6 protein-coding genes, 1 tRNA gene and 2 pseudogenes are annotated in these 6129 nt (G+C 71.3%); 4 read left to right on the top strand and 5 right to left on the bottom strand.

The window, feature by feature from the left end; all coding sequences use genetic code 11:
• Window positions 1–95: 95 nt before the first annotated feature.
• The gene (locus J7E93_RS22465; protein ID WP_308368750.1) at window positions 96–824 is read right to left on the bottom strand and encodes a phosphatase PAP2 family protein; all 729 of its coding nucleotides are present in this window, start codon (window positions 822–824) and stop codon (window positions 96–98) included.
• 321 nt (window positions 825–1145) lie between these two features.
• On the opposite strand from J7E93_RS22465, the gene J7E93_RS22460 reads away from it, so the two are divergent.
• The 3 genes from J7E93_RS22460 to J7E93_RS22450 all read left to right on the top strand — a co-directional run bounded on the left by J7E93_RS22460 (window position 1146) and on the right by J7E93_RS22450 (window position 3546).
• Window positions 1146–1748, top strand: coding sequence for a TetR/AcrR family transcriptional regulator (locus tag J7E93_RS22460; RefSeq protein ID WP_215071724.1), 603 nt, complete (start codon window positions 1146–1148; stop codon window positions 1746–1748).
• 30 nt (window positions 1749–1778) lie between these two features.
• Entirely contained in the window at window positions 1779–2153 is a 375-nt protein-coding gene (locus J7E93_RS22455; protein WP_215071723.1) for a DUF488 domain-containing protein, read from the top strand.
• Between the two features lie 142 nt (window positions 2154–2295).
• Entirely contained in the window at window positions 2296–3546 is a 1251-nt protein-coding gene (locus J7E93_RS22450; protein ID WP_308368749.1) for a cytochrome P450, read from the top strand.
• A gap of 6 nt (window positions 3547–3552) precedes the next feature.
• Here the strand turns inward: J7E93_RS22450 and J7E93_RS37310 are convergent, their stop codons facing one another.
• Complete coding sequence (locus J7E93_RS37310) at window positions 3553–4023, bottom strand: DUF309 domain-containing protein (RefSeq protein ID WP_215071721.1); 471 nt, start codon at window positions 4021–4023, stop codon at window positions 3553–3555.
• A 172-nt stretch (window positions 4024–4195) separates the two neighbouring features.
• On the opposite strand from J7E93_RS37310, the gene J7E93_RS22440 reads away from it, so the two are divergent.
• Window positions 4196–4269, top strand: a tRNA-Pro gene (locus J7E93_RS22440).
• A gap of 99 nt (window positions 4270–4368) precedes the next feature.
• On the opposite strand, the pseudogene J7E93_RS22435 reads toward J7E93_RS22440, so the two are convergent.
• From J7E93_RS22435 to J7E93_RS37300, 3 genes and pseudogenes are all read right to left on the bottom strand, one after another.
• Window positions 4369–4746: pseudogene (locus J7E93_RS22435) on the bottom strand (tyrosine-type recombinase/integrase); the annotation flags it as partial.
• A pseudogene (locus tag J7E93_RS37305) lies at window positions 4706–5275 on the bottom strand (helix-turn-helix domain-containing protein); the annotation flags it as partial. The pseudogenes J7E93_RS37305 and J7E93_RS22435, both read right to left, overlap by 41 nt.
• Window positions 5276–5296: 21 nt before the next feature.
• On the bottom strand, window positions 5297–5626 hold the full coding sequence (locus J7E93_RS37300) for a hypothetical protein (protein WP_251066911.1): 330 nt from the start codon (window positions 5624–5626) through the stop codon (window positions 5297–5299).
• Window positions 5627–6129 lie beyond the last annotated feature (503 nt).

Below are 6129 nucleotides of genomic sequence, written 5' to 3'. Positions count from 1 at the left end.
GGCGGCGAGCCGGGCCTGGGCGACCGCGGCGAGGGCGTATCCGGCGGCGGAGACCAGGGAGAGGAGCACCGCGAGCACGGTGCCGTCCAGGGCGCTCATCGCAGGACTCCCGCCGGGCCGGCCACCGTGGTGCGGGGGAGCTGCACCGCGTCGGCGGGGCCGGCGCCCGGCGCCCGTACGGCGGCGAGTGCGAGGGCGAGCAGGGCGGCGGCGGCAAGGGCGTCGAACCAGTAGTGGTTGGCCGTGCCGACGATCACCAGCAGCGTCACCAAGGGGTGGAGCAGCCACAGCCACCGCCAGGGGCTCCGGACGGCGGCGATGAGGCCGATGGCGAGCATCAGCGCCCAGCCGAAGTGGAGTGAGGGCATCGCGGCGAACTGGTTCGCCATCGAGTCCCCCTGCGGGCTCGCGCCGTACACGGAGGGGCCGTAGACCCGTGCCGTGTCGACGAGTCCGGTGGCGGCGAGCATCCGGGGCGGCGCGAGCGGCATCAGCAGATGCAGCGCGAGTGCGGCGGCGGTGACGAGCGCGAGGACCCGGCGGGACCAGAGGTAATGGTCGGGCCGGCGCCAGTAGAGCCAGGCGAGGAAGGCGATCGTGGCCGGGAAATGCACGGCGGCGTAGTACGTGTTGGCGGCCCGTACGAGCGGTTCGCCGTGCAGCAGGAGGGCTTGGACGGAACCCTCGCCGGGCAGGCGCACCGCCCGTTCCGCGTCCCATATCCGGTCCGCGTTGTGGAAGGCCCGCAGCTCGTGGCCGTTCGCGAACGCCCGGCCGGCCTTGTAGACGAGGAAGAGGGCGGTGACGAGCAGCAGCTCGCGCACGAGGGCCGGTCGCGCGCCGGTGCCGGTCGGCCGTTCCCCCGTGCCGGTGGCCGGTTCCGGGTCACCGCTCGCCTGTTCCGGGGTAGCGGTCGGCCGTTCCGGGGTAGCGGTCGGCCCCGGTCCTGCAGGACGTGTCCCACGTATCCCGCGTATCCCGGTAGCCATGGCGCGGCCTCTTTTTCCCGTCAAATCGGCAACAAACGGAGGAAGCCTAGATCCGATTTCATCGAGACGCAAGCGTCTCGATACGTTTGCGTCTCGATTGTGCACCCCCTACTCTCGTATGTGCAGAGAGCTGTCCGGGAGGACCGGGAGGAATCGATGTCCACGCAGGCCGCGACCGCCGCCGCCCGTCGCAGCAAGATCACGCCCGAGCGGGAGACCGAGCTGTACGAGGCCGTGATCGACCTGCTCCGTGAGGGCGGCTACGACGCGGTGACCATGGAGGGTGTCGCAGCCCGCACCAAGTGCGGCAAGGCGACCCTCTACCGGCAGTGGGGGACCAAGCCGCAGCTGGTCACCGCCGCCCTCGACAAGCGGCGCTGCGCGTTCTTCACCGGCATCGACACCGGAACGCTCGCCGGGGACCTGAGGGAGGCCGCCCATATGGCCGCGTCCCGCCGGGACCGGGACGCCGAGCTGATGGAGGCCGTCAGTCAGGCGTACATCCAGCACCCCGATCTGCGCCAGGCGCTGCGCGAGACCGTCATCAACCCGGAGGTCGCCGCGCTCGACGAGATGCTGCGGCGGGCGGTGGAGCGCGGCGAGATCGACGCGGACAACCCGGCGATCGGCTTCGTGGCCCCCTGCTTCCTCGGGATGCTCCGCATCGAGCGTCTCTTCGAGGAGCGGTTCGAGGACGCGGCGACGATGCGCACCTTCGTCGACTCCGTGCTCCTGCCGGCCCTGCGCGTCGACGTGTGACCGCCGCGCCCGTCCGGCACCCTGGGGTGCATGCCCGCCCCCACTCCCGACGTGCGCGTCCGGCGCGTCTACGAGCCCCCGGCAGCCGACGACGGCGTACGGGTACTCGTCGACCGCCTCTGGCCGCGCGGCCTGGCCAAGACCGACGCCCGTATCGACGAATGGCCCAAGGCGCTCACCCCGTCCACCGAACTGCGCCGCTGGTACCACGGCCCCGACAGTGAGTACGAGGAGTTCTGCCGGCGGTACGAGGGCGAGCTCGCCGAACCCGCCGCCGCCGAGGCCCTCGACCGGCTGCGCGCCCTCGCCGCCGAGGGTCCCGTCACCCTCCTGACCGCGGCGAAGGAACCGTCCGCCGGCCACACCGCCGTACTCCTGCGCGTGCTGAAGGCCTCCCGGGCATAGCCAGGAACCCGCGCGGCCGGTCACCATGGCCGGGACCGCACGAGTTCCGCACCTGCCGGATCTCGGCAGGTGCCGGATGTCCGTACCTGCTGGACATCCGCATCTGCCCGAGTTCCGCACCTTCCCGCCACGGAGGCGCCGCGTGGACCCGAAAGAGTACGCACGTCACAAACGGCTCGACGAGCTGCAGCGAGACCCGTACCCCCTCTACGCACGTGCGCGACAGACCGTCGGACTGACCTTCGTCCCCGAGCTCGACGCCTGGCTCGTCGCCCGCGACGCCGACGTCCGCGAAGTACTGCTGCGGCCGGACGACTTCTCCTCCGCCCAGGCCCTGCGCCCCGACGTCATGCCCTCGGCCGCCGTCTTCGGTGTCCTCGCGCGCGGCTTCGGCAAACGGCCCACCGTCGTCTCCACGGACGGCGCCGCCCACCGCCGCCACCGCGCCCCGATCAACAGCGGCCTCTCCGCCGCGCGGGTGGCGGCCCTCACCCCGTACGCCGCCGAGGTGGCCACCGGCCTCGCCGACGGCTTCGCCGCCAACGGGCACACGGAGTTGATGTCCTCCTACGCCCGCAGGCTCCCCGGCGCGGTCATCGGCCGGCTCATCGGATTCGCGCCGGAGGACGTTCCCGTCGCGGTGCACGGAGGGCACCGCGCCGAACAGCTCCTCTTCCGGCCGCTGCCCGAGGAGGAGCAGATCGCGGCGGCCGAGGACGTGGTCGCCCTCCAGCACCTCCTCGACCGCTACGCCCGCGACCGGCGGGCCGACCCGCGCGACGACCTCTGCTCCGCGATGGTCGCCGCCCTGGCCCCGGACACCGGTCTGGGACCCGGCACGCGCGAGCTCACCACCGACCAGCGCAGCGAACTCGTCTCCAACCTTCAGAACTTCCTCATCGCCGGGCACCTCACCACCACCGCCCTGATCGGCACCGCGCTGTTCCATCTGCTGCGCCGCCGCGACCAGTGGGAGCTGCTCTGCGCCCGGCCCGAACTGATACCCGGGGCGGTGGAGGAAGCAGCCCGCTACGACACCGCCGTCCAGGGATTCCGCCGCACCACCACCCGGCCCGTGATCCTCGCCGGGACCGAACTGCCCGCCGGCGCGACGGTCTTCGTCGCGTACGGCTCCGCCAACCGTGACGAGGCCCGCCACGAGGACGCCGACGTCTTCGACATCACCCGGCCGCCGACACCCACCCGCCATGTCAGCTTCGGTCACGGGGCCCACGGATGCCCCGGCTCCCAGCTCGCCCGTACCCAACTCCGGCTCACCCTCGAGCTGTTCACCCGACGCTTTCCCGGACTGCGGCTGGCGAAGGACCACGAGGTCGCGATGCGGCCGACACTGATCCACCGGTCACCCGAGGAGCTGCACCTGACCTGGTGACCGCCGCTACGACGCCAGCAGACGCGGCGCCTCGGCGGACGCGTCCGTCACCTCGTCCGCGCGGGCCGCCAACTCACGCGCCCACCGGACGAGTCCGTCGACGTCGATGCCGTACGGATCGGCCTGACCGGAGATCCGTGCGGCGCCGCGCCGCAACAGCCGGGCCCCACCGGCCGCGTTGCCCCGGGCGGCGTGCGTGAGCCCCACCGCGAGCTGGGCGAGCCCCTGCCACAGGTCCCGCTCCTCGGCGGGTCCGGTCTTCCAGGCGTCCTCGAAGACCTCGTGCGCGTGGAACGGCATCCCCGCGTCCAGCAGTCGCTGCGCCTCGCGGAGCGTCCCGTCCGGCGTCCGCGCCACCCCCTCGGGCTGCCGCGGCACCCCCTCGGCACCGTGCGGCAACGGCCGCCCGAGCCCGTCACGGGGCCGCGCGCTGCGTGCCCGCCCTTCCTCGTCCCGGTCCCTCGGCGTCCTGTCCACCCCCCCATTCTCACCCGCCCATCGCGACCTCCCCTGCCCGCCCCGCCCCCGACCTGCGACGCCGGTCACCGGGACACCCGCGCCGTGACACCCGGTGCGTCGATCACCCCCCTGGAGTGAGGTAATGTTCTCTTGCACGCCGCCACCGGGAAGCAACCGGCGGGACGGGCATCGGGACGTGGCGCAGCTTGGTAGCGCACTTGACTGGGGGTCAAGGGGTCGCAGGTTCAAATCCTGTCGTCCCGACTCGAAAGAGTCGCAGGTCAGGGGCCGTTTCAGAGCGATCTGAAACGGCCCCTTGATCGTTTTTTGGGACCACTTGGGGACCAACTCGCCTTGACCGCGTCAGCGAGCGACCACGATCGGGCTGGGCAGGGACCGGGGTGCGCGGAGCACGCTGAGGTGGGCGGTGAGCGCTGCGCCGGCTGCGGTGATCTGGCGGACGTCGGGGTGCAGGTACCGCTGGGTGGTGGTGAGAGACGCGTGCCCGGCGATCTTGCGCAGGACGTGCACCGGGACGCCTGCGTCGGTGAACCAGGTGAGTCCGGCGTGGCGGAGGTCGTGGCGGCGCAGGTGCTCGTACCCCAGCCTGCTGACGACGGCGTCCCAGTGCGTGGCGTCACGCAGGACGGCCGTGGAGATACGACCGCCGCGCGGCCCCGTGAAGAGGCGGGCGTCGGGATCAGGGCCGGCGGCGAGGACGCGCTGGGCGACGAGGGGCCGCCTTCGTCGACACCGGAGTGAGCCGGATCCCGGTGATGCAGCGGGTGTACCAGTCCATCGCGACCGTCAGCTCGGCCTGCACCCACCTCAGCGTCAGCGGATCACACCCGAACACGTCCAGCCGGGTCGTGTCCATCAGGACGTACTCGCCCGGCCGCGTTGGCCGGAGCTTCCCGTACGGACCCTCCGGCCGGTCGGCGATGTCCCGGTGCCGCTTGGTACTCAGCCGGAACAGCGGATGCCGCCGCTCCAGTTCGGCCACCATCCGAAATGCCGTCGCCCGGCTCGGCTGCGGCACGACTTCCGGACCGAACCGGGCGATCACCCGGGCCCGGGCCCGCTCGATCACCAGCGTGCGCGACGGACGGGACTGGTCGGTGTGCTCAACCATCACCTCCAGCGCGGTTTCAAGCCACCGCTCGTCGACCGATGGCTGCGACCGTCGCGACTGCTTCTTCGGGGCAAGCCCGGCCTCGCCATGTCGGCGAAAGTCAGCGTCCCATTGCTTCACGGTGCGCACCGACACCCCGAGCTCCTGAGCCTTGGCCGCTTACTTGGGTCCCGCCAGCCCGTCAGGTGCGTATTCAGGACGCGGTTCGCCTTCACCAGCGAGCTCGGCGCTGCCGGAGCGAAAACCCGTCAGAACCTCACGGATGTGCCCAGCGCGCTCCAGGACCTTGCACCGGCCGTCCTCACCCAACTGGCTCAAAACCACCGAGGCGATCTCCTCCACGCCGCCAGCCGCCGGACCAGGTTGATCTGGGATCACCTCCGCGCGGTCGGAAAACAGCAGTTCCTTCAGTGTCAGCCGCAGGACACGCCCCCGGCCGTCCTTGAAGACAACCTCGTTGCCGGCCGTTGTCGCGGTCATCTCGACCACCTCGACGGTCTCCCCGTCGTATCGGAAATGCGTACCGACTCCAACGCGGGCTCCAGCACCGTTCACGCCGACCTCCTCAACACCCCAGAAGGAGAGAGGGGAGCGGTGAGATCCGTGTGCAGGACGTGGGTCCACAGCAGGTGATGGATCGCGGCTCGAACCTACGGCTCGGGTAATCCTGGGAGCCGTCCTGCGGCCTGCCCCAGCGGGATTCCGTCCAGGTCTGCTCTCCGAAGCTCTTCCAAGACTCCCGGATCGAAAAGCCAGGCCCGGCGGTAGCCAGCCGAAGCCGGATGCTCTCCAGTTCCGCCACAGTCCTTCAGGAACTGGGCAGCGGAAAGGGCGTGTTCAAGGCCTGTCGGGGGGCCGACCGTGACTTCCGTCACGAAAGTAATGTCTGGCGGCGGCGAGTTCGGCAACGTTCAGGGGGACATAAGCGACTTGATCGCGCTACCTGTGCGGACCGGTCTCCTCGGAGGGCGGCCGGCAGTTGTGCGTTACCT

Origin of the sequence: Streptomyces sp. ISL-36 (assembly GCF_018614205.1) — a bacterium.
GTDB lineage: Bacteria > Actinomycetota > Actinomycetes > Streptomycetales > Streptomycetaceae > Streptomyces.
Note: the sequence above shows the minus strand (reverse complement) of the source record. Positions and strands in the feature narration are given on the sequence as shown.

What these genes read in the sequence shown, in the direction of transcription:
- J7E93_RS22460 (WP_215071724.1), top strand. Translation starts at nt 1,146, where the DNA reads ATGTCCACGCAGGCCGCGACCGCCGCCGCCCGTCGCAGCAAGATCACG.
- J7E93_RS22455 (WP_215071723.1), top strand. Translation starts at nt 1,779, where the DNA reads ATGCCCGCCCCCACTCCCGACGTGCGCGTCCGGCGCGTCTACGAGCCC.